This is a genomic window from Streptomyces sp. SID486, assembly GCF_009865385.1.
GTDB lineage: Bacteria > Actinomycetota > Actinomycetes > Streptomycetales > Streptomycetaceae > Streptomyces.
In genome coordinates, this window is the sequence record NZ_WWJT01000698.1 from 1 (window position 1) to 25,954 (window position 25,954).

General features: G+C 74.5%; 25 protein-coding genes and 1 pseudogene. 19 read left to right on the plus strand and 7 right to left on the minus strand.

Annotated features, from left to right (window positions below; translation table 11 throughout):
- Positions 1-433, minus strand: a pseudogene (locus tag GT045_RS32515) (M56 family peptidase); the annotation flags it as partial.
- Between the two features lie 6 nt (positions 434-439).
- Positions 440-838, minus strand: coding sequence for a BlaI/MecI/CopY family transcriptional regulator (locus tag GT045_RS32520; protein WP_161288222.1), 399 nt, complete (start codon positions 836-838; stop codon positions 440-442).
- A 344-nt stretch (positions 839-1,182) separates the two neighbouring features.
- Between GT045_RS32520 and GT045_RS32525 the strand changes: the two genes are divergently transcribed.
- A complete protein-coding gene (locus GT045_RS32525) occupies positions 1,183-1,830 on the plus strand; it encodes a peptide deformylase (RefSeq protein WP_161336386.1) in 648 nt (215 codons plus the stop codon).
- Between the two features lie 5 nt (positions 1,831-1,835).
- Here the strand turns inward: GT045_RS32525 and GT045_RS32530 are convergent, their stop codons facing one another.
- The gene (locus tag GT045_RS32530; protein ID WP_161336387.1) at positions 1,836-3,266 is read right to left on the minus strand and encodes an NAD(P)/FAD-dependent oxidoreductase; all 1,431 of its coding nucleotides are present in this window, start codon (positions 3,264-3,266) and stop codon (positions 1,836-1,838) included.
- A 141-nt stretch (positions 3,267-3,407) separates the two neighbouring features.
- Here GT045_RS32530 and trxA point away from each other — a divergent pair, with 141 nt between their 5' ends.
- Entirely contained in the window at positions 3,408-3,785 is a 378-nt protein-coding gene (gene trxA, locus GT045_RS32535; RefSeq protein ID WP_161336388.1) for a thioredoxin, read from the plus strand.
- 171 nt (positions 3,786-3,956) lie between these two features.
- Here the strand turns inward: trxA and GT045_RS32540 are convergent, their stop codons facing one another.
- Positions 3,957-4,958 (minus strand): LacI family DNA-binding transcriptional regulator, encoded by a 1,002-nt coding sequence (locus GT045_RS32540; RefSeq protein ID WP_161336389.1) that lies wholly within the window; start codon positions 4,956-4,958, stop codon positions 3,957-3,959.
- 151 nt (positions 4,959-5,109) lie between these two features.
- On the opposite strand from GT045_RS32540, the gene GT045_RS32545 reads away from it, so the two are divergent.
- Positions 5,110-5,790 (plus strand): TetR/AcrR family transcriptional regulator, encoded by a 681-nt coding sequence (locus GT045_RS32545; protein ID WP_161336390.1) that lies wholly within the window; start codon positions 5,110-5,112, stop codon positions 5,788-5,790.
- Positions 5,787-6,935, plus strand: a complete 1,149-nt coding sequence (locus tag GT045_RS32550) for an NAD(P)/FAD-dependent oxidoreductase (RefSeq protein ID WP_161336391.1) — start codon at positions 5,787-5,789, stop codon at positions 6,933-6,935. Before GT045_RS32545 ends, GT045_RS32550 begins: the two co-directional genes overlap by 4 nt.
- A 269-nt stretch (positions 6,936-7,204) precedes the next feature.
- Here the strand turns inward: GT045_RS32550 and GT045_RS32555 are convergent, their stop codons facing one another.
- Positions 7,205-7,885 (minus strand): TetR/AcrR family transcriptional regulator, encoded by a 681-nt coding sequence (locus GT045_RS32555; protein WP_202529230.1) that lies wholly within the window; start codon positions 7,883-7,885, stop codon positions 7,205-7,207.
- Between the two features lie 98 nt (positions 7,886-7,983).
- Here GT045_RS32555 and GT045_RS32560 point away from each other — a divergent pair, with 98 nt between their 5' ends.
- The 11 genes from GT045_RS32560 to egtD all read left to right on the plus strand — a co-directional run bounded on the left by GT045_RS32560 (position 7,984) and on the right by egtD (position 19,841).
- On the plus strand, positions 7,984-8,541 hold the full coding sequence (locus GT045_RS32560) for an NAD(P)H-dependent oxidoreductase (protein WP_161287073.1): 558 nt from the start codon (positions 7,984-7,986) through the stop codon (positions 8,539-8,541).
- A 445-nt stretch (positions 8,542-8,986) separates the two neighbouring features.
- Positions 8,987-9,952 carry an alpha/beta hydrolase fold domain-containing protein gene (locus tag GT045_RS32565; protein ID WP_161336392.1) on the plus strand — a complete coding sequence of 322 codons (966 nt, stop codon included), beginning with the start codon at positions 8,987-8,989 and terminating at the stop codon, positions 9,950-9,952.
- Between the two features lie 120 nt (positions 9,953-10,072).
- A complete protein-coding gene (locus tag GT045_RS32570; RefSeq protein WP_161336393.1) occupies positions 10,073-11,497 on the plus strand; it encodes an amidase in 1,425 nt (474 codons plus the stop codon).
- Between the two features lie 111 nt (positions 11,498-11,608).
- Positions 11,609-12,511: a restriction endonuclease gene (locus GT045_RS32575; protein ID WP_161336394.1), complete on the plus strand. Its 903-nt coding sequence runs from the start codon at positions 11,609-11,611 to the stop codon at positions 12,509-12,511.
- A 27-nt stretch (positions 12,512-12,538) separates the two neighbouring features.
- Positions 12,539-12,757, plus strand: a complete 219-nt coding sequence (locus tag GT045_RS32580) for a hypothetical protein (protein ID WP_161287648.1) — start codon at positions 12,539-12,541, stop codon at positions 12,755-12,757.
- 224 nt (positions 12,758-12,981) lie between these two features.
- Complete coding sequence (locus GT045_RS32585) at positions 12,982-14,469, plus strand: flotillin family protein (RefSeq protein WP_161336395.1); 1,488 nt, start codon at positions 12,982-12,984, stop codon at positions 14,467-14,469.
- A gap of 142 nt (positions 14,470-14,611) precedes the next feature.
- Complete coding sequence (locus GT045_RS32590; RefSeq protein ID WP_161298452.1) at positions 14,612-15,058, plus strand: type II toxin-antitoxin system PemK/MazF family toxin; 447 nt, start codon at positions 14,612-14,614, stop codon at positions 15,056-15,058.
- 328 nt (positions 15,059-15,386) lie between these two features.
- The gene (gene egtA, locus GT045_RS32595) at positions 15,387-16,733 is read left to right on the plus strand and encodes an ergothioneine biosynthesis glutamate--cysteine ligase EgtA (RefSeq protein ID WP_161336396.1); all 1,347 of its coding nucleotides are present in this window, start codon (positions 15,387-15,389) and stop codon (positions 16,731-16,733) included.
- A complete protein-coding gene (egtB, locus tag GT045_RS32600) occupies positions 16,730-18,067 on the plus strand; it encodes an ergothioneine biosynthesis protein EgtB (RefSeq protein ID WP_161336397.1) in 1,338 nt (445 codons plus the stop codon). Before egtA ends, egtB begins: the two co-directional genes overlap by 4 nt.
- The gene (gene egtC, locus GT045_RS32605; RefSeq protein ID WP_161294151.1) at positions 18,067-18,882 is read left to right on the plus strand and encodes an ergothioneine biosynthesis protein EgtC; all 816 of its coding nucleotides are present in this window, start codon (positions 18,067-18,069) and stop codon (positions 18,880-18,882) included. Before egtB ends, egtC begins: the two co-directional genes overlap by 1 nt.
- A complete protein-coding gene (egtD, locus tag GT045_RS32610; protein WP_161336398.1) occupies positions 18,879-19,841 on the plus strand; it encodes an L-histidine N(alpha)-methyltransferase in 963 nt (320 codons plus the stop codon). The genes egtC and egtD overlap by 4 nt, the downstream gene beginning before the upstream one ends.
- Before the next feature lie 16 nt (positions 19,842-19,857).
- On the opposite strand, the gene GT045_RS32615 is transcribed toward egtD, so the two are convergent.
- Positions 19,858-21,114 carry an extracellular solute-binding protein gene (locus GT045_RS32615; RefSeq protein WP_161294147.1) on the minus strand — a complete coding sequence of 419 codons (1,257 nt, stop codon included), beginning with the start codon at positions 21,112-21,114 and terminating at the stop codon, positions 19,858-19,860.
- Between the two features lie 209 nt (positions 21,115-21,323).
- Between GT045_RS32615 and GT045_RS32620 the strand changes: the two genes are divergently transcribed.
- The gene (locus GT045_RS32620) at positions 21,324-21,539 is read left to right on the plus strand and encodes a dodecin (protein WP_161294145.1); all 216 of its coding nucleotides are present in this window, start codon (positions 21,324-21,326) and stop codon (positions 21,537-21,539) included.
- A gap of 34 nt (positions 21,540-21,573) precedes the next feature.
- On the opposite strand, the gene GT045_RS32625 is transcribed toward GT045_RS32620, so the two are convergent.
- On the minus strand, positions 21,574-22,065 hold the full coding sequence (locus GT045_RS32625; protein ID WP_161294143.1) for a hypothetical protein: 492 nt from the start codon (positions 22,063-22,065) through the stop codon (positions 21,574-21,576).
- A gap of 77 nt (positions 22,066-22,142) precedes the next feature.
- Here GT045_RS32625 and GT045_RS32630 point away from each other — a divergent pair, with 77 nt between their 5' ends.
- The 3 genes from GT045_RS32630 (at position 22,143) to GT045_RS32640 (ending at position 25,778) form a co-directional block, all read left to right on the plus strand.
- On the plus strand, positions 22,143-23,150 hold the full coding sequence (locus GT045_RS32630; RefSeq protein WP_161336399.1) for an LLM class flavin-dependent oxidoreductase: 1,008 nt from the start codon (positions 22,143-22,145) through the stop codon (positions 23,148-23,150).
- A gap of 74 nt (positions 23,151-23,224) precedes the next feature.
- Positions 23,225-23,419, plus strand: coding sequence for an antitoxin (locus GT045_RS32635; protein ID WP_161294139.1), 195 nt, complete (start codon positions 23,225-23,227; stop codon positions 23,417-23,419).
- A gap of 28 nt (positions 23,420-23,447) precedes the next feature.
- On the plus strand, positions 23,448-25,778 hold the full coding sequence (locus tag GT045_RS32640; RefSeq protein WP_161336400.1) for an excinuclease ABC subunit UvrA: 2,331 nt from the start codon (positions 23,448-23,450) through the stop codon (positions 25,776-25,778).
- Positions 25,779-25,954 lie beyond the last annotated feature (176 nt).

Consider the following 25,954-nt stretch of genomic DNA (forward strand, 5'->3'; position numbering starts at 1 on the left):
GGCCGCGGCGGCCGGGAAGCGCGTACGCGTACGGCGTGCCGTCGGGCAGGACCGCCACGGTCCGGCCGGGCACCCCGGCCAGGGCCCGGCGGGCACCCCGGGTGACGCGGCGGTGCCGCCACAGGGTGCGGCCGCAGGCGACGGCGACCACGGCGAGCGTGGGGATCGCGGCCCGGCCGGCCACCTCGTCCTGCGGGAGGGCGGCCCGCACCGCCGGGTCGGACCAGCCGTCCGGCAGCGGGTTGCCGGGCAGTTGCGCGGTGCCGACCACCATGAGCAGGGCCAGGCACAGCGTGCTGCACACGGCCATGACGACGGCGACCGCGGTCAGCAGCCGGGTGGCGGTGCGCGGGTGCAGCCGTGTCTCGGCGAGCCGCGCGACCGGCCACGCCGACAGCGGCAGCACCAGCGGCAGGAAGACGAAGACCCCCATGCGCGGTCAGCCTTCCGTACCGCCGGGATCCGTGCCCGGGACGTCGAGCAGGGCCCGCAGCACCTGCTCGTCGCCGGGTGGCAGGGCGGTGACGAAGCTGGCCAGGACCGCCTCGCGGTCCCGTTCGCCGTCCAGCAGCCGGCGCATGCGCAGGGCGGCCAGCCGGGCCACGTCGGCCGTCGGCGTCCACAGGAAGGACCGGCCGTGCCGCTCGCGCGAGACGACGTCCTTGGCGAGCAGCCGGGTCAGGATGGTGACGACGGTGGTGTAGGCGAGATCACCGCCGAGGCGGTCCTGCACCCAGGCCGCGGTGACCGGTCCGTCCGCCTCGCGCAGCGCGCCGAGCACCTGGCCCTCCAGTTCGCCCTGCCCGCGCCGCCGGGCCCGGCCGTCCTCCCGCGCCATCGCCCCGTCTCCTCGCCCTGCGCTCGCATCCGGCTCGCCGCGCCGGGTGTCGTCTACGCTACTTCACCCCGCCGGAGGTCCCGGCCGGTGCCGGGCATGGCATACCGCCGTACCACCCGTGCCGCGGCCGGTGAGCCGGACCGAATGCCGTACCGCCCGTGACACGGCCGGTAGGCCGGACCGAATGCCGTACCGCCCGTGCCGCGGCCGGTAGGCCGGACCGAGTGCCGTACCGCCCGTGCCGCGGCCGGTGGGCCGGACCGAGTGCCGTACCGCCCGTGACATGGCCGGTGGGCCGGACCGAGTGCCGTGGGGGCGGCGGCGGGGCGTGGCATGCTGACGCGATGGCACCTCCCCGTGATGACAGACCGCTCGCCGAGCGGGTCGAGGAACTCCTCGCCGCCGGCGGCCCCTTGCCCATCGTCGCGGCCGGCCGGCCCGTGCTGCGGCGGGGCACCGAGCCGTACGACGGCCAGCTCGGTCCCGCGCTGCTGGCCCGGTTCGTCGAGGCCCTGCGCGACACCATGCACGCGGCTCCCGGAGTGGGCCTCGCCGCGCCGCAGGTCGGTGTGGAACTGAGGATCGCGGTCATCGAGGACCCGGCGCCGGTGCCGGAGGAGATCGCGGTGGCCCGGGGCCGGGTCCCGCAGCCCTTCCGGGTGCTGGTGAACCCGGTGTACGAGCCTGCCGGGCCCGGCCGGGCCGCGTTCTTCGAGGGCTGCCTGAGCGTGCCCGGCTGGCAGGCGGTGGTGGCCCGGCACGCCGAGGTGCGGCTGCGCGGCGAGGACGAGCACGGCCGCCCGCTGGACGAGGTGTTCCGCGGCTGGCCCGCCCGGATCGTCCAGCACGAGACGGACCACCTCGACGGCACCCTGTACCTGGACCGGGCCGAGCCGCGTTCCCTGTCGACGAACGAGGCGGTCGCGGCCCTGTGGGCCCAGCCGTCACCGCAGGCGGCGGCCGAGGCCCTCGGCTTCGAACTGCCCCAGTAGGGCGCTCAGTTGTCCCGGTACGCCTCCAGCAGCCGCAGCCACACCTCGCTGAGCGTCGGGTACGACGGGACGGCGTGCCAGAGCCGGCTGACGGGGACGCGGCCGGCGACCGCGACGGTGGCCGAGTGGACGAGTTCGCCGACGCCGGGGCCGACGAAGGTGACCCCGCGCAGGATCTCGTCCTCCAGGTCCACGACCATGCGGGCGCGGCCCTTGTAGCCGTCGCCGTACAGGCCGGCCCCGGCGACGGAGGAGAACTCGACGTCGACGGCGCGCACCCGGTGGCCGGCCTGTTCCGCCTCGGCGAGGGAGAGTCCGACCGCGGCGGCCTCCGGGTCGGTGAAGACGACCTGCGGTACGGCGTCGTGGTCGGCGGTCGCGGCGTGGGCGCCCCACGGCTCGTCCAGGAGGGGGCTGCCGGCGGCGCGGGCGGCGATGGCGGCCCCGGCGATGCGGGCCTGGTACTTGCCCTGGTGGGTGAGGAGCGCGCGGTGGTTGACGTCCCCGACCGCGTACAGCCAGTCGGTGCCGGTGACCCGGAGGCTGTCGTCGACGTCCAGCCAGGAGCCGGGTTCCAGGCCGACGCTCTCCAGGCCGATGTCGTCGGTGTGCGGCACGCGGCCCGTGGCGAAGAGGATCTCGTCGGCCTCGATGCGGTCGCCGGCCGAGGTGACGGCCACGACCGTGCCGTTCTCGCGGGTGACGGATTCCACGGAAGTGCCGGTGCGCACCTCGACGCCCGCCTCGGTGAGGGCCTCGGCGACGAGTTCCCCGGCGAACGGCTCCATGCGGTTCAGCAGGCCCTTGCCGCGGACCAGCAGGGTGACCCGCGAGCCGAGGGCCTGCCAGGCGGTGGCCATCTCGGTGGCGACGACACCGCCGCCGACGACGATCAGCCGGCCGGGGGCCGCTTCGGCGCTGGTCGCCTCGCGGCTGGTCCAGGGCTTGACGTCGGCGAGTCCTGGCAGGTCGGGCAACTGGGCGCGGGTGCCGGTGGAGACGGCGACGGCGTGCCGGGCGGTGAGGGTGGTGACCGTGCCGTCGGGGGCGGTCACGGTGACCGTGCGGGGTCCGGCGAGGCGGCCCTGGCCGCGGTACAGATCGGTCCCGGTCCCCTCCAGCCAGGCGACCTGGGCGTCGTCCTTCCAGTGGGAGGTGAACTCGTCCCTGCGGGCCAGCACGGCCGGGGTGTCGAGCGGCCCCTGCGCCGCCTGGGCGAGACCGGGCAGGCGGCGGGCGTCGGCCCGGGCGATGACCGGCCTGAGCAGGGCCTTGCTGGGCATGCAGGCCCAGTACGAGCATTCACCGCCGAGCAGTTCGCTCTCCACGACCGCGGTGGTGAGGCCGGCCGCGCGGGTGCGGTCGGCGACGTTCTCCCCGACCGGGCCGCCCCCGATCACCACGACGTCGTACGCGTTGGGTTCCGTTTCCGTCATGGGGCCAGTCTGGTGGGTGGTGTGCTCCCGGGCCACATGGGTACGCGCGCGGAACAGCCCGCGTGCACGGGTGGAATAGCCGGACCGGCAGCCGTGTTCTGGCCGTCGGCACACCCCACACCAGGAAGAGGGAATCACGCCATGAGCAGCACCGTGGAGCTGACCAAGGAGAACTTCGACCAGCTGGTCTCCGAGAACGAGTTCGTTCTCATCGACTTCTGGGCGTCCTGGTGCGGGCCGTGCCGGCAGTTCGCCCCCGTGTACGAGAAGGCCGCCGAGGACAACCCGGACCTGGTGTTCGGCAAGGTGGACACCGAGGCGCAGCCGGAGCTGGCCGCGGCCTTCGGCATCTCGTCGATCCCGACCCTGATGATCGTCCGTGACCAGGTCGCCGTCTTCGCCCAGCCGGGCGCCCTGCCCGCGCCGGCGCTCGCCGACCTCATCGGGCAGGCCCGGAAGCTCGACATGGACGAGGTGCGCAAGGGCATCGCGGCCCAGGAGGGCCAGACGCAGCAGTGACATCCGAGGGGGCCGGGAGACGGTGGGCGCGGCGGACGCGGACCTGACAGCCGACCGGCCCGGGAGACGGTGGGCGCGGCGGACGCGGACCTGACAGCCGACCGGCCCGGGAGACGGTGGGCGCGGCGGACGCGGGGGTGACGGCCGAGGGGCCGTCGGCGCGGGGCCGGCTCAGCTGGACTCGCGCCGCACCACCGAGGCCCCCAGCACCGTGTGCACCTCGGGTTCGCCGCCGGGGTCGCGCACCGCGCGGTCGACCAGTTCGGCGAGGTCGCGTCCTGAGGGCAGTTGGATGTGGACCGTGCTGAGCCGGGGCCGCAGCAGCCGGCCGAGCATCAGATCGTCGGCGCCGATCACGGCGACGTCCCCGGGAATGCGGATCCCCTCGTCCTGCAGGGCACGCATCAGGAGCATCGCGTACTCGTCGTTGTAGGCGAACACCGCGTCGAGCCCCGACGCGGGCCAGCGGGCGGCGAGTTCCGCGGCGGCCTCCTCGCTGTAGGCGAGCGGCAGCTCCGTCACGGTGGCGTCGGTGCCGCGCAGCGCCTCGCGCACCCCGGCGAGCCGCGGCAGGGCGTAGTCCTCCAGACCGGGCTCGCCGGGCAGCACGACACCGATGCGACGGCGGCCGCGGGCGTGCAGGTGGGCGCCCGCGCAGCGGCCGACGGCCTCGTGGTCCATGAGCAGGGCGTGCGCCCCCTCCACGCGGCCGGGGCCGACGGTGACCACGGCCCGGGCACCGGAGCGCTTGAGGACGGCGACGCCCTGCGGGCCGAGGCCGGCACCGGGCACCAGGACGGCCACGGGCCGCAGCTCGGCCCAGGCACGTGCGGCCTCGTCCCCGTGCAGACCGGCGCCGCCGTACTGGACGACGGTGTAGTCGAGCCGGCCGAGCGCCCCCTGCAGTTCGCTGAGGAACCTGCCGTAGAGGTGACCCACCGGGATGGCCGGGGCGGGCATCAGGACCATCCGGCTGTGTCCGGCGCGCAGGCTGCGGGCGGCGGCGTGCGGGACGTAACCGAGTTCGCGGGCGGCCTCGTGCACGCGCAGGCGGGTGGCCTCGCTGATCCGGACCGCGCTGGTGTTGTTGAGGACGTAGGAGACGGTCGCGCGCGAGACGCCGGCGAGGCGGGCCACATCGGCACTCGTGGGCGTGTTCGGTATCTGCACCATGACAGACCGCATCTTGGCAGAGGGCCGGGGGCCGGGAGCGGGCGGGGCGACGTGGTTCACCGTTCGACGAAGTTGCCGCTTCTCCCCGCCACTGGCCGAACGAATTCGTGACGAACTTGTTCGCTACGAACATGTTCGTTACTGTGTCCGCATGACCACCTCCCCCCGTTCCCGCCGGGACCGCCCCGCCAAGCCACCTCTCACCCGGGAGGGCATCGTCGCCGCCGCCGTCGCGATCCTGCGGGCGGAAGGACTCCGCAAGGTGACGATGCGGCGGCTCGCCCAGGAACTCGACACCGGCCCGGCCTCGCTGTACGTGTACGTCCGCAACACCGACGAGCTGCACGCGGCCGTCCTGGACGAACTGCTCGGCACGGTTGGTCCCGCGCCCGCCGAGGGCGACTGGCGGGAGCGGCTGGAGCGGGTGCTCACCGACTGCACGGCGATGCTGCTGGAGCACCCGTCCCTGGCCCGCTCGGCGCTGACCGCGCGGCCGAGCGGCCCGCACTACCTGCGCCTCATCGAGACCCTGCTGGAACTGCTCGCCGCGGGCGGAGTGCCCCGCGCCCAGGCGGCGTGGGGCGTGGACCTGCTGCTCCAACACGCCACCGCGACCGCCGCCGAGCACGCCGGGGAGGAGTCCCCGGGCGAGTGGCAGGCGGTGGCCCGGGCGCTGCGCGAGGCACCCGCCGCCACGCATCCGCACATCGCCGCCGGCGCCGGCGCGCTGCTGTCCGGCACCCCCGAGGCCCGACTGTCGTGGTCCTTCCGGACGCTGATCAACGGCATCGAGCGGACCGCCGTACCGACCGAACGCCAGGAGGCCCCATGACCACCGCCCCCCTCCCCCACCACCCCGTCGCCGTCGTCGGCGCGGGCCTCGGCGGGCTCACCCTCGCCCGCGTGCTGCACGTCCACGGCATCCGGGCCGCGCTGTTCGACCTGGACGCGGCGCCGGACGCCCGGACGCAGGGCGGCATGCTCGACATCCACGACGACTCCGGCCAGGAGGCGCTGCGCGCCGCCGGGCTGCACGAGGAGTTCCTGGACCGCGTGCACACCGGCGGCCAGGCGGTGCGCGTCCTGGACCGGGAGGGCACCGTCCGGTTCGAGGAGTCCGACGACGGCACCGGCGGCCGACCCGAGATCGACCGCGGGGAGCTGCGCGAGCTGCTGCTCGGATCCCTGCCCGCGGACACCGTCCGGTGGGGCGCCAAGGTCACGGACGTCCGCCCGCTGGACGGCGGCCGGCACCGGGTGACGCTCGCGGACGGCACGGGTTTCACCACCGATGTGCTGGTCGGCGCCGACGGCGCCTGGTCGCGGGTGCGCCCGCTGGTGTCCGCCGCCCGTCCCGCGTACACGGGCGTGTCGTTCGTGGAGGCGGATCTGGCCGACGCGGACGTCCGGCATCCCGGGAGCGCGGAGGTGGTCGGCGCCGGCATGCTCTTCGCGCTCGGTCCGGGCCGCGGCTTCCTCGCGCACCGCGAGACCGACGGCAGCCTGCACGTGTACACCGCCGTGACGGCGCCGGAGGAGTGGCTGGACGGCATCGACTTCACCGACGGCGAGGCGGCGAAGGCGGCCGTGCTGAAGGAGTTTGACGGCTTCGACGAGCGGCTGCGGGCGCTGGTCGCGGACGCGGACGGCGCGCTCGTGCCCCGCCGGATCCACGCGCTGCCGGCGGGCCACCGCTGGGACCGGGTGCCGGGGGTCACCCTGCTCGGTGACGCCGCCCACCTGATGTCCCCGTTCGCGGGCGAGGGCGCCAACCTGGCACTGCTGGACGGCGCCGAACTCGGCCTCGCGCTGGCCGCGCACCCCGAGGACACGGAGGCCGCGCTGGCCGCCTACGAGGCGCGGATGTTCCCGCGCGCGGCGGCGTCGGCGGCGGAATCGGCCCGCGGCCAGGACCTGCTGTTCCGCGCGGACGCCCCACTGGGACTGGTGGAGATGTTCAGGGGCCGGGACGACTGACCGGACACCGGACGGACCGATGGGCGCACCGGGCCTGACGGGCGCGGGTCCGGTGGCCGGGTGCGGGTCCGTTAGCCGTATGCGAATCGGGTGACCGCATGCGGAACCGGTGGCCGGGTGCAGACCCGTTAGCCGAATGCGGATCCGGTGGCCGGGTGCGGATCCGTTAGCCGTATGCGGAACCGGTGGCCGGGTGCGGATCCGTTAGCCGTATGCGGAACCGGTGGCCGGGTGCGGGTCCGCCCACGCCTGCGGCCGAGCGGGTCCGGTTACCCCTGCGGTCGCCGGCCGGTCACCCGGGTGACCAGGTCGAGCCAGCCTGCCTCCAGCCGCTCCATGGGCATCCCGCGCTGCCGGGTCAGGTGGTGGATCAGCGCCGGGTCCAGCGAGGCCAGCAGGGTGTGGGCCAGCAGCTCGCAGTCGGCGCCGGGCACGACCTGCCGGAGCAGCATCGTCACGTGCGTGCGCAGCGACCCGGCCGCGGGGTGGGTGAACCGGCGGGTCGGCTCCGGCTGGGCGGCCAGGTGCAGTTCCAGCTGCTCGGCCGTGCGGTAGAGCACCGCCACGCCGAACGCCCGCAGCCGCTCCAGGGGCGGTGCGCCGGGGCCGAGCGGCGGGGGTCCGGCCAGGAAGTCGGCCTGCAGCTGCCTGGCCGAGTGGTCGAGCAGGGCCATCAGCAGTCCGGTGCGGTCGCCGAAGCGGCGGAAGACGGTGCCCTTGCCCACCTCGGCCGCCGCGGCCACCGCCTCCATCGTCACCCCGGCCACCCCGTGCTCGGCGATCAGCCGTGCCGCCGCCTCCAGCAGCCGGGCCCGATTGCGGGCCGCGTCGGCGCGCAGGCACGGCTCGTCGGACGGCATGCCGATTTCCAGCAACGGAGGAATCTCGGCGGTCTCCTGGGGTTTCGGGAAGGGCGGCACGGCGCTGGACATGACGACAGCGTAAAGCATCGGGAAGAAAACTGGACCGCGGTCCGCTTAGGGTGATAGACACTTAAACGGACCTCGGTCCGGATCGTGACAGTGAGTTTCAGCCTTTTGGAGTCCGCATGTCTGTTCGTATCCTGGCGCTCGTCGGCAGCCTTCGCGCCGGTTCGCACAACCGCCAGCTCGCCGAGGCCGCCGTGAAGCTGGCGCCGGCGGGCGTCGAGATCGAGCTCTACGAGGGCCTGGCCGAGGTGCCCTTCTACAACGAGGACATCGACGTGGAGGGCGGCGTCCCGGCCACCGCCGTGAAGCTGCGCGAGGCCGCCGCGGCCGCCGACGCCTTCCTGCTCTTCTCCCCCGAGTACAACGGCACGATCCCGGCCGTCCTGAAGAACGCCATCGACTGGCTGTCCCGCCCGTACGGCAGCGGCGCCTTCGGCGGCAAGCCCGTCGCCGTGGTCGGCACCGCCTTCGGCCAGTACGGCGGCGTGTGGGCCCAGGACGAGGCCCGCAAGGCCGTCGGGATCGCCGGCGGCAAGGTGATCGAGGACATCAAGCTGTCCATCCCCGGCTCCCTGACCCGCTTCGCCGAGACCCACCCGTCGGACGACGCCGAGGTCGCCGCGCAGCTGACCGACGTCGTGGCCCGCCTGCACAGCAACGTGGGCGCGGCGGTCTGATCCGCACCTCCGCCGCGGGGGCCAGGGCCGTCATGGCCCCGGCCCCCGCGCCGTTGCCGGGCAGACCGGCAGCCCCGGCCGGCACCGGCCGGTAGGGAGTGCGCGGACCGGTCGACGCGCACACCGCGCTCGGCCCGTCACGTCCCGTCACCGCCCGTCATGGCTCGTGACGGCGGGTGACAGCCCGAACGGCCGGTCAGGCGCGGCGAGGGGGCGCACCGTGCCCGGTCCGTCACCGCCCGTGGCGGTCCGGCCGTCGGGTGAGGCGGTGGCGGCGAGGGGGCGCACCGCGGGCCGGACGGGGTAGTCGGGACGTGACACGCACAGCCGCCCGGCACCGGCGCGGCACCGCGACGGACTACCGGACGGTCGCCGACGCCGCGACCGGCACCGGCACCGCCTCGGCGCCCGGCCGGCCGCCGGACGACTCCTGGAAGGAGAAGCCATGCCCCCGCTCCCGCCGCCGCTCGATCCGGAACTGGCCGCCGCGCTGGAGCAGTTCATGGACGCGATCGGGCCGGGCTTCACTCTGGCCGACCTCCCCTCGGCCCGGCGGAACGCGGCCGTCGAACTGCTCGACCTCACCATGGACGGCGCCTTCGTGACGGAGGACCGTACGGTCCCCGGCCCCGACGGCGCACCCGGCGTCCCCCTCCTCGTGTGCCGTCCGTCGGCCGCGTCCCCGGCGGCGGCCCTGCCGGTGATCTACCACGCGCACGGCGGTGGTCTGATGGCCGGCAGCAACCGGGCCGGCGTGACCGAGCCCCTGGCCTGGGCCCGCGAACTGAACGCGGTCGTGGTGTCGGTGGAGTACCGGCTCGCGCCCGAACACCCCTATCCGGCGCCGGTCGAGGACGCGTACGCCGGACTGCTGTGGACCGCGGAGCACGCGCGGGAGATCGGCGGCGACCCGGACCGGATCCTCGTCACCGGCTCCAGTGCCGGCGGCGGACTGGCCGCGGCGCTCGCCCTGCTCAGCCGCGACCGGCAGGGACCGCGCCTGATCGGCCAGCTGCTGATGTACCCGATGCTGGACGACCGCAACGACACCGTCTCCAGCCGTCAGATGGACGGCCTCGGACTGTGGGACCGCACCGCCAACGAGACCGCCTGGACGGCCCTGCTCGGCGACCGCCGCGGCGGCCCGGACGTCCCTCAGTACGCCGCCCCGGCCCGCGCCACCGACCTGTCCGAGCTGCCCCCGGCCTTCCTGGACGTCGGTTCCATGGAGACCTTCCGGGACGAGGTGGTCACCTACGCCTCCCGCATCTGGCAGGCGGGCGGTGTCGCCGAACTCCACGTCTGGCCGGGCGGCTGCCACGGCTTCGACGCCCTCGCCCCGGAGGCGGCCCTGTCCCGTACGGCCCGTGCGGCACGGGTGGCATGGCTGCGGCGGCTGCTGGCGGTGTGAGGCCGCCGGCCCCCGTACCGCCTGCTCGGCGACACCTGTGCGAAAACCGTACGCGCGGCCCGGCTCGGACGTTACCGTTCGGTAGACATCGTGCCCGGAGCCTCCCGGAGGTGCTCGCCCATGACGCCCGACCGTGCCGCCGGCCTCACGGAAACCCGACGCGCCCTGGCCGACGGGGAGGTGACCTGCCGGGCGCTGGTGGAGGAGACGCTGGCCCGGATCGAGGCCACGCAACCGACGCTGAACGCCTTCCGGATCGTCCGCGCCGAGGCGGCCCTCGCCGAAGCCGACGCGGCCGACCGGGAGTTGGCCGCCGGTGCGCGGCGCCCGCTGCTCGGGGTGCCGGTGGCGGTGAAGGACGACATGGACGTGGCCGGCGAGCCGACGGCGTTCGGGTGTGCGGGGGCCTTCCCGCCGGCGGCCGCCGACGCGGAGGCGGTACGGCGGCTGCGCGCGGCCGGCGCGGTGATCGTCGGCAAGACCAACACCTGCGAGCTGGGCCAGTGGCCGTTCACCGAGGGGCCGGCGTTCGGTGAGACCCGCAACCCGTGGGACACCGGGCACACGCCCGGCGGATCGTCCGGCGGATCGGCCGCCGCCGTCGCCGCCGGGCTGGTCCCGGCCGCGCTCGGCTCCGACGGCGCCGGTTCGGTGCGCATCCCGGCGTCCTGGACCCATCTGATCGGCATCAAGCCGCAGCGCGGCCGGATCTCGACCTGGCCGCGCGGCGAGTCGTTCCACGGCATCACGGTGAACGGCACCCTGGCCCGTACGGTCGCCGACGCGGCCCTGCTGCTGGACGCGGCGAGCGGCAACCACGACCGGGACCCGCACCGGCCGGCCGCCCTGACGGTGGCGGACGCGGTCGGCCGCGACCCGGGCCGGCTGCGCGTCGCGCTGTCCCTGCGGCCGCCGTTCACCGCCGTAGCCGCGCGGCTGGACCCGGAGATCCGGGCCAGGGTCGTCGGACTCGCCGAGGTACTGGCGGGGCTGGGCCATGAGGTCGAGGAGGCCGATCCGCCGTACGGGCGGATCGGGCTGGCCTTCGTTCCCCGGGCCACCGCCGGGATCGCCGAGCGGGCCCGCGAGGCTCCCGACGCCGCGCTGCTCGATCCGCGCACCCGGCAGGCGGCCCGGCTCGGCCGGCTGCTGGGCGGGTCCGCGCTCCGGGCGGCCCGGCGCGCGGAGGCGGCGCTGCACCGGCGGATCGGCGCGTTCTTCGGGCCGTACGACGTCGTCCTCGCGCCGACGACGGCGATGCCACCGCCGCGGATCGGTGCCTTCGGCGCACTCGGCGGGATGGCCACGGACCGGGCCGTCATCGCCGCCTGCCCCTACGCCTGGCCATGGAACGTGCTGGGCTGGCCGGGGGTGAACGTGCCCGCCGGGTTCACCGGATCAGGGCTCCCGGTGGGTGCCCAGCTGCTCGGGCCGGCCGACAGCGAGCCGCTCCTGGTGTCGCTGGCCGCGCAGTTGGAGGCGGAGCTGCGCTGGCACGAGCGGTGGCCGCCGCGGCACCGGGCCGAACCGGCGACGACCGGCTGAGGCGCCGGCACGCGCCGCGAACCGGGGGCGCGCACGGTGGGAGCGGTCGGCGATCTTGGGCATGTGTAGACAGGTGATCTTCGTTGTCGCCGTCCGCCAGGAGGCCCCCGCATGACCATACCCGTGCGCCCGGTTCGGCACCCGGAACGCCGCCGGCGCTTCGACCTGGGCACCACCACGATGTTCTTCCTGCTGCTCGCGATCATCCTCTGTCTCCTGGCGTTCCTCGCCCGGACGGCGCTGGGCATCGTGGAGCGCCGGCCGCCCTGGGCCGCCGTCCTGGTCATGCTCGCCGCCGCCGGTGCGCTCAAGTGCCGTTCCGGGTGGCGCCGGCGCTCCGCGGCGAAGTACGCGCGCCGGGCCGCCCGGGCGCTGGAGGAGGCGGCCGAGAAGGCGTCCGACAGCCTCCGCCTCACGGCGCCGGAGCATGCGGTGGCCGCCGCGGGCGTGGTCGCACCGGGAGAGCCGTTCGGCACGGCGGCACCGGCGGACCCGGTGACCGCGCCCGTACCCGTCCCCGCCGGTGACGCTCCGCCCGCACAACCGGCAGATGCCACCGTGCAGTTGGACCCGGGATGCGCGGAGCGGGCCGGCTGTGCCGGACCCGTGTCCGAGGCCGACTACGCCGAGCTGGACCCGGACGGTTTCGAGCAGGCCGTCGCGGACCTGTGCCTCCACCACGGCTGCCGGGAGGCGGAAGTGGTGGGCGGCGCGGGCGATCTGGGGGCCGACGTCGTCGCGGTCGCCCCCGACGGGCGGCGTGTGGTCATCCAGTGCAAGCAGTACGGGGACACCAACAAGGTCGGTTCCCAGGACATGCAGCGCTTCGGGGGCACCTGCTTCACCATCCACGAGGCCGACGTCGCGGCGGTCGTCACCACGAGCGACTTCACGGCACCCGCTCTGGAGTACGCGCGTCAGTGCGGGATCGTCTGTGTGAACGGCGACGAGCTGGACGCCTGGCGCCGGGGCACCGGCCCCGGCCCCTGGGACCTGGCGGACACCGGGGTGTGACGTCACGGCCGCCCCTACCCTGTTCCCATGGGCGACGCGTCGATGGTCGGGCTGATGGGGCGGGTGACGGGGACGGTGGGACCCGGTCTGGTCGGTGAGGTGATCGTCCGGGTGCGCGGCGGCGCCGAGCACTTCCTCGCCCACCCGGCCGACGGCACGTCCCGGATCACGACCGGCACGGTGGTGACGGTGATGGAACACCTGCCGCCGAGGACCGTCTACGTCATGGCGTCGTACGACAGCTGAGCCCGGCGTGCGCGCCGCACGACAGCCGGTCCTGCCGCGCCCGCGCCGCACGACAGCTGAGCCTGCCGCGCCCGCGCCGTACGACAGTTGAGCCGGCCGCGCCCCAGGTGAGAGCGGCATGCGTCAAGATTGCGACAAGGACTCGTCAGCGTCTTCACCCGTGTCCCCGGCAGGCGCACACTCCCTTCGTTCGGTGCCGAACGGGCACCAGGCAAAGGGGGCGTATGCCGATGATGGTCGGCGTCGTTGCGGGAGCGGTCGTCGTGGCCGCTCTCGTCCTGATCGGTCTGTTCAAGATGATGTGGCGGGTCGCCGAGCCGAACGAGGCGCTCGTCATCTCCGGGTCCAACCACCGCACCGAGGGCCTGGAGGAGGGCATGGGCTTTCGCATCGTCACCGGGCGCGGCACGCTGGTGCTGCCCGGTGTACAGGCGGTGCGCAAGCTCTCGCTGGATCTGAACGAGACCGAGTTGCACGTGGACTGCGTGACGCACCAGGGCATTCCGCTGAAGGTGCGGGGCGTGGTCATCTTCAAGGTGGGCGACGACTTCGTGTCGATCGCGAACGCGGCCCGCCGGTTCCTCGACCAGCAGAAGCTGATGGCGGAGCGGGTGCACAACGTCTTCGCCGGTCACCTGCGGTCCATCGTGGGCGGGCTGACGGTCGAGGACATGATCCGCGACCGGGAGAAGCTGACCGGGCAGACCCGGGCGGCCTGCGGCACGGAGATGGAGAAGCTCGGTCTGATCGTGGACTCGCTGCAGATCCACGAGATCGAGGACCCGACCGGCTACATCCAGAACCTGGCGATGCCGCACGCCGCCGCCGTGCAGCGCGACGCGCGGATCGCGCAGGCGGAGGCGAACCGGCTCGCCACCGAGGCCGAGCAGCAGGCGGCGGCCCGGATGTCGGAGGCGACCCGGGACAGCGAGATCCTGCAGGCCGGGTACCAGGCCGAGCGGGACAAGGCGGCCTCCAAGGCCCAGCAGGCGGGACCGCTCGCCGCCGCCGCGGCCCGGCAGGAGGTCGTGGTGCAGGAGACGCGGGTGGCCGAACTGGAGGCGCACCGCCGCGAACAGCAGCTCCAGGCGGACGTCCGCAAGCCCGCGGACGCCAAGGCGTACGAGAAGCGGACCCTGGCCGAGGCCGAACGCGACGCGCGGATCTCGGCGGCCCAGGCCAAGGCCAAGGAGACGGAGCTGGCGGCCGCGGCCGAGGCGACCCGGGTGAAGGCCGCCGCGGCGGCGGACGCCGAGGCGACCAGGTCCCGCGGCACGGCGAGCGCCGCCGCCACCCGGGCCACCGGTGAGGCCGAGGCCGCCGCCGCGCAGGCGAGGGGCCTGGCGGAGGCGGAGGCGACCCGGGCCCGGGGCCTCGCGGAGGCGGAGGCGATCAAGGCCCGGGCCGCGGCCCTCGCGGAGAACCAGGAGGCGGTCGTCGCCCAGCAACTCGCCGAGAAGTGGCCGGAGATCGTCCAGGCCGGCGCCTCGGCGTTCGGCAACGTCGACAACATGGTGCTCCTCAACGGCGCCGACGGCATGGGCGAGATGTTCGCCAAGGCACTCACCATGGGCGGCACGGGGCTGGGCCTGGCCCGCAAGCTGCTCGCCACCATGGGCGACGGCAGCCGGCCCGTGCCCGGCGTCTCGCCCTGGCCCGACGGAGCGGCGGTTCCCCCGCCGCAGCAGGTGACGGTGGATCAGGAGAGCTGATCCGACCGGCTTCCGCGCGGCCGGTGCCCTCACCAGGGGCCCCGGCCGCGCGTGCGCACCAGCGTGCCGGCCGCCTCCCGCCCACCGGGTGCGCGACGCACCGGCCGGAGCACCGGACCACACGGCCCACTAGGGTGCCCGCGTGAGCACGTTTACCGAAGAGGACGTTCCCGGCCGGCGCGGCCCCCACGCCACCACGCAGGCGGACCCGCGCGAGGTCGGCCGGGTGCGCACCGAGTACTCCCCCGCCCACGACGGCGACCCGGACCCCGGCGAGATCGTGTGGACCTGGGTGCCGTTCGAGGAGAACGACGGCCGGGGCAAGGACCGCCCGGTGCTGGTCGTGGCCCGGGAGGCGGCGGGCACCCTCCTCGCGGTGCAGCTGTCGAGCAAGCGGCACGACGGCGACCGGGAGTGGGTGGGGATAGGTGCCGGCCCCTGGGACCGGTCGGGCCGCGACTCGTGGGTGGACGTGGACCGGGTGCTGCGGCTGCACGAGCGGGGCATGCGCCGGGAGGCGTGCGCACTGGACCGCATGCGTTTCGACCTGGTCCGGCGGCGCCTGCACGAACGTCACGGCTGGACCTGACCCAGGCGTCACGGGCTGTCCCGCCCGGCGGTCCCGGCCGGGCGCGTGGTCGCGGCGCCACCCCCGTGGACGCCGCGCCCCCGCACCCCGCGAGCTCCCCCGTGGTGCTCATGTACGCATCGTGGGTGATGCTGGTGAGGCGGTGCAACGGAGTTTCCCGCCCTCGCGGCGGCCCGGGAAACGCGCAGGGAAGCGACCGTGACGGATCGGGGACGTCCGGATGGGCACCCTTGTGCGATTCCCGGGAAAGGTCTTGGGTGGGACGAGTGCCGGCCCGGCGCACACACCGGGCCGGTGGCATGGTGGAACCTCAGGAGGAGATCCCGACATGTCCGATAGCCACAGCGACGGTGGTGACTGTACGCCGCACCGCACCGCCGTCACCGAGGCCGAGGTGGAGGCCCTGGTCAGGGGCATCTGCTTCAAGACCGGCCCGCCCCGCACGCTCGGTGTCGAGCTGGAGTGGCTCGTCCACTCGCTGGAGCTGCCGCAGCTCCCGGTCACACCCGAACAGCTCGAAGCGGTCTACGCCACGTTGCGGGCCGTGCCCCTGGTATCGGCGCTCACCGTCGAACCCGGCGGCCAGCTGGAGCTGAGCTCCCAGCCCGCGTCCTCCCTCACGGAGTGCGTGGAGACCGTCTCCGCCGATCTGGACACCGTCCGGGCCGTCCTGGCCGAGGACGGTCTGGGCCTCACCGGCATCGGTCACGACCCCTGGCACACACCCCGCAGGTTCCTGCGCGAGCCGCGGTACGACGCCATGGAGGCCTGCCTGGACCGCACCGGCCCGGCCGGCCGCCACATGATGTGCACCTCGGCGTCCGTGCAGGTCTGCGTGGACGCCGGCCACGAGGAACCCGGCCCGCTGGGGCACGCCCGGCGCTGGTGGCTCGCGCACCAGCTGGGCGCCGTCCTGGTGGCCGCGTTCGCCAACTCGCCGCTGCTCGGCCTGCGGCCCACGGGCTGGCAGTCCACCCGGCAGCTGATGTGGATGGAGATCGGTGCCGGCCGGGCCGGCGGTCCGCCGCTGACCGGCGAACCGCGGGACGCCTGGACGCGGCACGCGCTGGACTCCCCGGTGATGTGCGTGCGCCGCGACAGCGGCCCCTGGGAGGTCCCCGAGGGGCTCACCTTCCGGGAGTGGACACGCACCCGGTCGCTCGGGCCACCCACCCGGGCGGATCTCGACTACCACCTGACCACCCTGTTCCCGCCGGTCCGGCCGCGTGGCCACCTGGAACTGCGCATGATCGACGCGCAGCCCGGCGAGGACGGCTGGCTCGTGCCGCTCGCGGTCACCGCGGCGCTGTTCGACGACCCGGAGGCCGCCGAGACCGCGTACCGGACGGTGAAACCGCTCGCCGAGCGGGCCCGGAACCAGCCGGCCCCGCACAACCCGCTGTGGACCGCCGCGGCCCGGCACGGGCTCGCCGACCCGGAGCTGCGCGAGGCCGCCGACGGCTGCTTCGCGGCGGCCCAGGAGGCACTGCCCCGGCTCGGCGCCACCACGCGCGTCACCGACGCCGTGGCCGCGTTCCGGGACCGCTACGTCGCCCGGGGCCGCTGCCCGGCCGACGACCTGCTCGACCGGCTTCCCGCCCTCGACCCGCACCGGACGCGGCCCGGCGCGTCCGGGGGCACGACCGCCCACGGGAGGAAGGACATCCGCACATGACCGCCCCGGAGACCGACCCCACCACCACCGAGACGGACCCCGAGGCACTGCGGAACCGCGCGCTGGCCTCCCTCACCGCCGCCCGGGACCGCACCACGCTGCTCACCACGTGCGTCGACGAGCCGGACCTCACCGCCCAGCACTCCCCGCTGATGTCCCCGCTGGTGTGGGACCTCGCGCACATCGGCAACCAGGAGGAGCTGTGGCTGCTCCGGACGGTCGGCGGCCGGGAGGCGATGCGGCCCGAGATCGACGGCCTGTACGACGCCTTCGAGCATCCGCGCGCGGAGCGGCCCAGGCTGCCGCTGCTGCCGCCCGAGGAGGCCCGCCGGTACGCGGCCGAGGTCCGCGGCCGGGTGACGGACCTGCTGGAGGACGCGGACTTCCACGGCACCCGGCTCACCGAGTCCGGTTTCGCCTTCGGGATGATCGCCCAGCACGAACAGCAGCACGACGAGACCATGCTGATCACCCATCAGCTCAGGAAGGGCCCTGCGGTCCTGACCGCTCCGGACCCGGAGCCGGTCCAGGCGTTCACCGGTCCGGCCGAGGTCCTCGTGCCGGGCGGCCCGTTCACGATGGGCACCTCCGACGAGCCCTGGGCGCTGGACAACGAACGCCCGGCGCACCCGCGGGAGGTGGAGCCCTTCTGGATCGACACGACACCGGTGACGAACGCGGCGTACCAGGCGTTCATCGAGGACGGTGGCTACGACACCGAACGCTGGTGGGCGCCGGAGGGCTGGGCGCACGTCCGGCAGCACGCCGTGGACGCTCCGCTGTTCTGGCGGCGGGAGGGCGGGCAGTGGCTGCGGCGCCGGTTCGGCATCACGGAGCCGGTCCCGCCGGACGAGCCGGTGCTGCACGTCTCCTGGTACGAGGCGGACGCCTACGCCCGCTGGGCCGGGCGGCGGCTGCCCACCGAGACGGAGTGGGAGAAGGCCGCCCGCTTCGACCCCGCCACCGGCCGCTCCCGGCGCTACCCCTGGGGTGACACCGACCCGGCACCCGACCAGGCCAACCTGGGCCAGCGGCACCTCGGGCCCGCGCCGGCCGGCAGCTACCCGGCCGGCGAGTCACCCCTCGGCGTGCGGCAGCTGATCGGTGACGTGTGGGAGTGGACGGCGAGCGACTTCCTGCCGTACCCGGGCTTCCGGGCCTTCCCGTACAAGGAGTACTCGGAGGTGTTCTTCGGTCCCGAGTACAAGGTGCTGCGCGGCGGCTCGTTCGCCGTGGACGCGGTGGCCTGCCGGGGCACGTTCCGCAACTGGGACTACCCGATACGCCGGCAGATCTTCTGCGGCTTTCGCACCGCACGCTCGGAGGCGGTCTGATGTGCCGTCATCTCGCCTACCTGGGGCCGCAGGAGCCGCTCGGACGGATCCTCGTGGAGCCCCCGCACAGTCTGTTCCGCCAGTCGTGGGCGCCGCGCCGGCAGCGGTACGGCACGGTCAACGCCGACGGCTTCGGGGTGGGCTGGTACGCGCCGGAGGACCCGGTGCCGGCCCGCTACCGGCGGGCCGGGCCCGTCTGGGCCGACCTGTCCTTCACCGACTTGGCGCGGGTGGTACGCGCGGGTGCCGTGCTCGCGGCGGTCCGGGATGCGACCCTCGCGGGGGCGGACGCCGAGGCCGCGGCGGCGCCGTTCGCGGCCGGGCGGTGGCTGTTCAGCCACAACGGCGCGCTCGCCGGCTGGCCGGACTGCGCGGCCCACCTGGTGTCCGCGCTGCCGCCGGTCGACCTGCTGTCGCTCCAGGCCCGCACCGACTCGGCGTTCATCTGGGCGCTGGTGCTGCACCGGCTGCGCAGCGGTGACGCGCCGGAGCAGGCTCTGGCCGGACCGGTCCGCCTGCTGGCCGAGGCGGCGCCCGCCTCGCGTCTCAACCTGCTGCTCACCGACGGGGACACGATCGCCGCCACCGCCTGGGGGGACTCCCTCTGGTACCGCACGGAGCCCGGCCGCGGCACGGTCGTCGCCTCCGAGCCGTACGACGACGACCCGCTGTGGCAGGAGGTCCCCGACCGCACCGTGCTCACCGCGAACCGCGCCGGTGTGCTGCTCGCCCCGCTGGAGGATCCGGCGCCCTCCCCCACCCTCGGCTCCGTCCGAGCGGGGGCGCCCTCGTCACCGAAGGAGCCCTGCCGTTGAGCCCCCTGCACGTCACCCGCACCCTCCCCGAGGACGCGACGGACGCCGCGCTGCGCGCCGATGTCCTCGGCGGCCTCACCGCCTCCCCCAAGTGGCTGCCGCCGAAGTGGTTCTACGACGCCCGCGGCAGCGAACTGTTCGAGCAGATCACCGAACTGCCCGAGTACTACCCCACGCGCGCCGAGCGGGAGATCCTCGCCGCCCGGTCCGGTGAGATCGCCGCAGCCAGCGGCGCCCGGACGCTGGTGGAACTCGGCTCGGGCTCCTCGGAGAAGACCCGCTATCTGCTCGAGGCGCTCACCTCCCTCGCCGCCTACGTCCCGGTGGACGTCAGCGAGAGCGCCCTGACCCAGGCCGGGCAGGCGCTCGTCGCGGACCGCCCGGACCTGGACGTGCACGCCCTGATCGCCGACTTCACCGCCCCGATGACCCTGCCCGCCACGCCGGGCCCGCGGCTGGTGGCGTTCCTCGGCGGCACGCTCGGCAACCTGCTGCCCGCCGAGCGGGCCCGGTTCCTGGCCTCCGTGCGCTCGCTGCTCGCCCCGGGCGACGGGCTCCTGCTCGGCACGGACCTGGTCAAGGACGAGCGGGTGCTGGTCCGGGCGTACGACGACGCGGCCGGCGTGACAGCCGCGTTCAACAAGAACGTGCTGGCCGTGGTCGACCGCGAACTGGGCGCCGACTTCGACCTGGACGCGTTCGACCACGTGGCCGTGTGGGACGCGGAGCGGGAGTGGATCGAGATGCGGCTGCGGTCCCGCACCGCCCAGACCGTGAAGGTGCCCGGGCTGGACCTCGCCGTGGACTTCGCGGCGGGCGAGGAACTGCGCACCGAGGTGTCGGCCAAGTTCCGGCGGGAGGGGGTGACCTCCGAACTGGCCGCCGCCGGCCTCGAGCTGACCCACTGGTGGACGGACGAGCAGGGCCGCTTCGCCCTGTCGCTGAGCGTGGCCCGGTGAGCCGGGGCCGCCCGGCTCAGCCCGCGTCGGTGGCGAGCGCCTCGGTGATCTTCCGTGAGGCACGGCGCGCCTCGGTCGCGGGGTCCGCGCCGCCCAGGACCCGGGTCATGTAGTCCTTGATCGGGTTGTCGGCCTCGACGTCGGCCCACTGAGGGGTGCTGGGGGTCGCCCGGCCGTGCGCCGCGCCCGCGGCCATGGCGGCGACCCCCTCCTCACCGGCGACGGCGCCGGCCAGCGTGGTCTTGTTGGGCACGTAGTTCATGGTGCGGGCCAGTTCGGTGTCCCACTTGGCGTCGGTGAGCGCCCCGACGACGGTGGTCGCGGCGAACTGGTCGTCGGTGTTCTGCGGGACGACCAGGTCGGAGCCGCCGGTGAAGACGGTGCCGGGCCGCCCGGCCGTGCGCCCGGGTACGGGGAAGTAGCCGAGCTTGTCCTTCAGGCCCGGGGCCTGCTGCACGATCGCCTGGGTGAGCCCGGGTACGGCGATGATCTGGGCGACCTTGCCGCCGGCGAACACGCCTGCCTGGGGCGGGTGTTGCTCGTCGGCGTCCACGGGCCCCCGGCCCAGGGCCTGGAGGCGCCGGTAGAAGTCCATGCCGCGCAGCGCGGCCGGGGTGTCCAGGGTGCCCTGCCACTCGTGGTCCTTCTCCTCGGCGAGTTCGCCGCCCTCGTCCCAGATGAAGCCGGAGAGTGTGTACCAGTCCTGCCCGGCGAGGTAGATGCCCTGGTTCCCGGCGGAGTTGAGCTTCGCGGTGTCGTCGAGCCAGGCTTGCCGGGTCTTCGGGGGGCTGGTGATGCCGGCCTGCCCGAACAGGTCCTTGCGGTAGATGACGACCCGGTTGGCCGCGTACCAGGGGATGCCGTACTGCTTGTTGCCGTCCTTGCCGGGCTGGGCGAGGCCGGGCAGCCACTTCTCCTTGTCCCAGTCCCGCATGGACTCCAGGGTGAGGTCCGCGAGCCGGCCGCCGTCGGCGTACAGCGGTACCTGGGTGTTGCCGACCTCGATGACGTCCGGGCCGTCCCCGGAGCCCGCCTTGAGCGCGGTGCGGACCTTCTCCACGATGCCGGTCCACTCCTGGATGCGGATGTCCAGGCGCAGGTCGTCGTGGGTGCGTTCGAAGTCCTCGGTGAACCGCTCCAGGAACTCCTTGGAGGCACTGTCCTTCATCAGCCACACGGTGACGGTGGTGCGCTCGTGGCCGCCGGGAAGCATCCCGCAGGCGCTGACGAGGGAACCGGTGACACAGAGGAGGGCGAGCAGACGACGTCTCACGAGGGGTCCTGTTCTGTCTGGCAGAGGTGCTGGGACAGGGGTGGGGGCCCGACGTGGGGGGACGAGCACGGGCTCGTGCGGGTGTGCTGGGATTTTGGTATGGACCAATGCGGAGGTCAAGCGCTCCTGGCCGTGGGCTCGTGACGCCGTGCGGACGGAGCCCGGATACGGCACGGTGGAGTTCGGCGTGACACGAGAGGAGCACCCGCATGTCGAACCACACCTACCGGGTCACCGAGATCGTCGGTACCTCGCACGAGGGCATCGACCAGGCCATCCGCAACGGCATCGCCCGTGCCGACCAGACGCTGCGCAACCTGGACTGGTTCGAGGTGACCCAGGTCCGCGGCCAGATCGAGAACGGCCGGGTCGAGCACTACCAGGTAGGACTGAAGGTCGGCTTCCGCCTGGAGGACGGCGACTGAGCCGGCCGCCCCGGCGCCGGTCCTCCGCCCGGCGTCAGGTACGCCCCTCCCGCTCCTGTGCCTCCTCCAGCACGGCCGACCTCGCGGCCCAGCGGGCCCGCACGACCGTGAACCCGGCCTGTTCGGCGTCGTCGCACACCAGCTCGTCGTCGTCCACGAGGACCCGGACCTCGCGGTCCCGGGCGAGCCGGCGCAGGATCTCCAGCTTGGTGAACCGGGCCGGCCTGCGGTCGGCGCCGCTCCGCATGTGCACCCGCCCCTCGGGCAGTCCGTGGGCCGCGAGCCAGTCCACGGTGTCCCGGCGGCACCGCTCGGGACGGCCGGTGAGGTAGACGACCTCACACTCCACGGCGCTCTCCCGGGCCAGCGCCACGCCGTCCGCCAGGGGCGGGTCCGCGGGAGCGGCGGCGAAGAACCCCGCCCAGTCTCGTGGCCGGCGCTCCAGGAAATGCTGGCGGTGGGCGGTGTCGGCGAGCGTGTTGTCCAGGTCGAACACGGCGATCGGGCGCCGGCTGCTGTCGGTCACACGCCCACCTTAACGAGACCGGGGCGGGCCGGTCCCGGCCCCGGGAATCCCCTACCTCCCACGGTGTTGAAGCCTGTGTGAGCAGCTCAGTGATCGCCCGGACCCGGTTCTCCGTCCTCGACCGCTCCCGTACCCGCGAGGGCCGTCCGCCCGCCGAGGCGCTGCGGGACACCGTCGCGCTGGCCCGGGAGGCGGAGGTGCTCGGCTACCACCGCTTCTGGGTGTCGGAGCACCACGGGGTGCCCGGTGTCGCCGGCTCCGCGCCCACCGTCCTGGCCGCCGCGGTCGCCTCGGCCACCCGTGACATCCGGGTCGGCACCGGCGGGGTCATGCTGCCCAACCACCAGCCCCTCGTCGTCGCCGAGCAGTTCGGGGTGCTGGAGGCGCTGTTCCCGGGCCGGATCGACATGGGTCTCGGCCGGTCGGTGGGCTTCACGGACGGCGTGCGCAGGGCGCTCGGCCGGGACAAGGGGGACGCCGAGGACTTCGCGGCGCAGCTCGGCGAGCTGCTGGACTGGTTCACGGACGGCTCACCGGACGGGGTGCACGCGCGTCCGGCGGAGGGCCTGAGGGTGCCGCCGTTCGTGCTGGCCATGGGCGAGGGCACCACGATCGCCGCCCGCGCCGGCCTGCCCGTGGTCATCGGTGACCTGCGCAGCCGCGAGAAGGTGCTCCGCGGCGTCGACCGGTACCGCTCCCTGTTCCGGCCCTCGCCCTGGGCGGCCGAGCCGTACGTCGTCGTCTCCGGTACGGTCGCGGTCGCCGGCAGCGCGGCCGAGGCGCGCCGGCTGCTCGTCCCCGAGGCCTGGTCCATGGCGTACTCCCGCACCCACGGCACCTTCCCGCCGCTCGTCCCGGCCGAGGCGGTCGAGGCCCGCAGCATGACCGCGCGCGAACGCGGCTTCTACGAGGCGGGACTCGCCGGTCACCTCGCCGGGACCGCCGAACAGGTCGCCGGCGGTCTGGAGACCGTGCTGGAGGACACCGGCGCCGACGAGGTCCTCGTCACCACCAGCAGCCACGACCGCACGGCCCTGCTGGACTCCTACCGGCGGCTGGCGGCACTGTTCGCCCCCGGCCGGTGACCTGTTCGAGATGCGGACCGGGCCCCGGCCGGTGACCCTGGGAGGGCGAACCCCAAGCGACGAGGAGGGCTGCCATGTCCTTCATGGACAAGATCAAGGGCATGCTCAAGGGCCATGAGGGCATGGCCGACAAGGGCATCGACAAGGGCGGCGACTACGTCGACCAGCGCACCGGGAACAAGTACCGGTCGCAGGTCGACACCGGCCAGGACAAGCTGAGGGACGAGTTCGGCACCCGGCAGGACCCGGGCAACCCGCCTCGGTCGTAGCGCACGGGGGTGGCTAGAGTTTCCCCCGATGCACAGCGCCCATGACCCGTACGTCCGCGTCCGCGGCGCCCGCGAGCACAACCTCAAGGGCGTCGACGTGGACATCCCCCGGGACGTACTGGCCGTGTTCACCGGCGTCTCCGGCTCGGGCAAGTCGTCCCTGGCGTTCGGCACCGTCTACGCCGAGGCCCAGCGGCGCTACTTCGAGTCGGTCGCTCCCTACGCGCGCAGGCTGATCCACCAGGTCGGGGCGCCCAAGGTCGGTGAGATCACCGGGCTGCCGCCCGCGGTCTCCCTCCAGCAGCGCCGGTCGGCCCCCACCTCGCGCTCCTCGGTGGGCACGGTCACCAACCTCTCCAACTCGCTGCGCATGCTGTTCTCGCGTGCCGGCACCTATCCGCCCGGCGCCGAGCGGCTCGATTCGGACGCGTTCTCTCCGAACACGGCGGCCGGCGCCTGTCCCGGGTGCCACGGCCTGGGGCGGACGCACGAGACCACCGAGGAACTGCTGGTCCCCGACCCCTCGCTGTCCATCCGCGAGGGCGCGGTCGCGGCCTGGCCCGGTGCCTGGCAGGGCAAGAACCTGCGCGACATCCTGGACGCCCTCGGGTACGACGTGGACCGGCCCTGGCGCGAGCTGCCCGCCGAAGCGCGCGAGTGGATCCTGTTCACCGACGAGCAGCCGGTCGTCACCGTCCATCCGGTCCGGGACGCGGACCGGATCCAACGGCCCTACCAGGGCACGTACACGAGCGCCCGCCGGTATGTGCTGAAGACGTTCTCCGACACCAGGTCGGCCACGCTGCGGGCGAAGGCGGAGCGGTTCCTCACCAGCGCGCCCTGCCCGGTCTGCGAGGGCAGCCGGCTGCGTCCCGAGGCGCTCGCCGTGACCTTCGGCGGCCGGACGATCGCCGAACTGGCCGGACTGCCGCTGACCGGCCTCGCGGGACTGCTCGACGGCGGCACCGAGGCCGCCCGGGTGCTCACCGCCGACCTGAAGTCCCGGATCGCGCCGGTGGTCGAGCTGGGGCTCGGCTATCTGAGTCTGGACCGGGCCACCCCCACGCTCTCGGCGGGCGAGCTGCAACGGCTGCGGCTGGCCACCCAGTTGCGCTCCGGGCTCTTCGGGGTGGTGTACGTGCTGGACGAGCCGTCCGCGGGCCTGCACCCGGCGGACACCGAGGCACTGCTGACCGTGCTGGACCGGCTGAAGGCCGCGGGCAACTCGGTGTACGTCGTGGAGCATCACCTGGAGGTGGTGCGTGCGGCGGACTGGCTGGTGGAGGTGGGTCCGGGCGCGGGCGAGCACGGCGGCCGGGTGCTCTACAGCGGGCCGGTCGCCGAGCTGGCCTCGGTGGCGGAGTCGGCGACGGCGGCGTACCTCTTCGACGAGTCCCCCGGCCCGGCGCGTGCCGTCCGGGAGCCGCGCGGCTGGCTGACGGCCGGTCCGGTGACCCGGCACAACCTGCGGGGGGTGACGGCCCGGTTCCCGCTCGGCGCGTTCACCGCCGTCACCGGTGTCTCCGGCTCCGGGAAGTCCACGCTCGTGGGCGAGTTGACGGAGGAGGTGGCGGGGGTCGGGCGGCTGGTGCGGGTCGACCAGAAGCCCATCGGGCGCACCCCGCGCTCCAACCTCGCCACCTACACGGGCCTGTTCGACGTCGTACGCAAGGTGTTCGCGGGGACGCCGGAGGCGCGGGCGCGCGGGTACGGGATCGGTCGGTTCTCCTTCAACGTGGCGGGAGGGCGCTGCGAGACCTGCCAGGGCGAGGGGTTCGTCAGTGTGGAGCTGCTGTTCCTGCCGAGCACCTACGCGCCGTGCCCGGACTGCGCGGGCGCCCGCTACAACCCCGGGACGCTGCAGGTGACGTACCGGGGACGGAACATCGCCGAGGTGCTGGATCTGACCGTGGAGACAGCCGCGGAGTTCTTCGCGGACACCCCGGGTGCCGCCCGCAGCCTGGGCACCCTGCTCGACGTGGGCCTCGGCTACCTGCGGCTCGGCCAGCCCGCGACCGAGCTGTCCGGCGGGGAGGCGCAGCGGATCAAGCTGGCGAGCGAACTCCAGCGCGGGCGCCGCGGCCACACCCTCTACCTGCTGGACGAGCCGACGTCCGGGCTGCATCCGGCCGACGTGGAGGTGCTGGTGGACCGGCTGCACGGGCTGGTCGACGCCGGGCACACGGTCGTGGTGGTCGAGCACGACATGACGGTGGTCGCGGGCGCCGACTGGGTGATCGACCTCGGTCCGGGCGGCGGCGACCGGGGCGGCCGGATCGTGGCGGCCGGACCGCCCGAGCGGGTGGCCCGGGCGGCCGGCAGCGCCACGGCGCCGTACCTGGCGCGGGTCATGCCCTGAACGCCGGCCGGTCCGCGGCACTGTCCACCGGAGGAGCAGCCGGACGGCCCGCCGGGCGCCCGCCGGTGCGCCGGGCCACCACCGGCCGCCTTGGCGGGCGCCGGACCCCGGGCACCGGCCCGGCCGGATGACACGGGCCCCGTCCCGCCCCGCACGCCCCTGTCAGCGCAGCGGCG